The organism is Halobacillus sp. BBL2006 (genome assembly GCF_000786645.1).
Lineage (GTDB): Bacteria > Bacillota > Bacilli > Bacillales > Halobacillaceae > Halobacillus.
Window position 1 is genome coordinate 1 of the sequence record NZ_JRNX01000588.1, and the last position, 1,703, is coordinate 1,703.

A 1,703-nucleotide genomic window follows, 5' to 3' on the forward strand; every position below is an offset into this window, starting at 1 on the left:
CCTTTCTGTTAATACAACACTTTTTCAGTGGCTTCGAAAACTTCAGCAGGGGAAATTTTTATATAGGTAACAATCGCTTTCTATAGAGGCGAATGATAAACTCAATCACTACCCTTGGGTACTTTTTCGGGAAAAATCTTCTTTGGTAGTAAGTGTAATAAGCTTTTTTCAAGTCAGGCCAGTGGGAGCATTCTTGTTGCTGGGTAAACCGGACGACATCGATGATCTTTACTTCATTTTCTTTGGTTAACATCATATTCTTCAAATGAATATCAGAAGGGTTCAGCCCTTTCTTTCTTGCAAAATCCAGAGCTTCATCTACCTTTAGGACCATGTCGGGAGTTATGGCAATTCCCTGAACCAGACAATCATAAAAGGTGATACCTTCTACATATTCGAGTACAAGAAACCCTTCCCCTTCCATAATTAATCTTGGAAAGAAATCATGGTTGGACAGCTTACGATAAACCTCTGCTTCCTTCTCAGCCAGGGCTTGAAACCTTGGATAGAACACTTTTACCGCATGATTTGTATCTTCCACCTTAAAAACCACAGCGCTTCTTCCCTGCCCAATCCATTGCAGCTGTTTCGGGCTATCTACTAAACAGTCCCCATTGAAGTCAATGTGTGTAACCCACTCTTTGATCGTCTTCATAGGTCTCTCCTCTTTGAACAACCATCTCTCTTTTTATTGAGTATATCAAATTTTATGAGAATTGAATAAAAATTTGATTAATAATTCAATTGACAATGAAAATCATTATCAATTATAATGTAACCATCTTCTTTCGAAAGGAGAACCTCACAAATGAATAAAACGTTCATTGCTCTTGAGAATTTTCGATATGCGAATCCATTTAAGTGCCTGTGCGGGCCGCAGACTTTAAACATAAATAAGAAAGACCGTTTATACTTTCTAAGCGCTCCTGATTATAACGAAAGACTTGGATGGTACATACCCATACAAAGAAATCAGCACATACGGTTTCACATGTACTTAAATGACTTACAACTTCTTTATCAGAACAATCAAGTTTGTTCTGAACTCGATGTGGAACTAGCCATTATTTATCATCAATACAAAGTCGATCAAGCTTTGGACCAAAGGGATGATCATCTCTTCATAAAACATATGCAAATACTCCAAGACTGGAAAGAGTTTCTGCCGCACTCAATAAGTGCTCCTCGGGAAGGTGTATAAACATGGCAAAGATATTAATTTGCTTTGCAAGCATGTCGGGAAATACAGAAGATTTGGCTGATCTAATTCAAACGTATTTGGAGGAAGACGGGCATACTGTCTTTATGGAAGAAATGGACGAAATCGATCCCTCTTATTTTCATGAATATGATGGATCAATTATTGGTTCTTACACGTGGAACGATGGGGACCTTCCATATGAGGCAGAAGATTTTTATGATGGACTTGAAGATGAAGACTTAAAAGGAGTACCAGTGTGCGTCTTCGGTTCTGGGGATACAGCTTATCCTAAGTTTTGTGAAGCAGTAAATATTTTTGAAAAAGGCCTGATGAACCGCGGCGCCACTCTCATGCAGGAAGGTTTGAAAATAGAGATGGATCCTGATGGGGAAGAAGATGTAGTGAATTGTAGAAGATTCGTTTTAAATGTTTCGAAATACCTAACTGAAGTCAACATCTAACTTAAAAGAGGCTGGGACAAAACTGAATGAAACGCAAAAAT

The 1,703-nt window shown here is 38.2% G+C and carries 3 protein-coding genes; 2 read left to right on the top strand and 1 reads right to left on the bottom strand.

The features are described from left to right. Positions 1–58 precede the first annotated feature (58 nt). On the bottom strand, positions 59–655 hold the full coding sequence (locus LD39_RS16460; RefSeq protein WP_035549954.1) for a serine/threonine protein kinase: 597 nt from the start codon (positions 653–655) through the stop codon (positions 59–61). Between the two features lie 153 nt (positions 656–808). Between LD39_RS16460 and LD39_RS16465 the strand changes: the two genes are divergently transcribed. Both LD39_RS16465 and LD39_RS16470 read left to right on the top strand, forming a co-directional pair. Beyond that, complete coding sequence (locus tag LD39_RS16465) at positions 809–1,201, top strand: hypothetical protein (RefSeq protein WP_035549958.1); 393 nt, start codon at positions 809–811, stop codon at positions 1,199–1,201. 2 nt (positions 1,202–1,203) lie between these two features. Next, a complete protein-coding gene (locus tag LD39_RS16470) occupies positions 1,204–1,662 on the top strand; it encodes a flavodoxin (protein WP_035549962.1) in 459 nt (152 codons plus the stop codon). Positions 1,663–1,703: the final 41 nt, after the last annotated feature.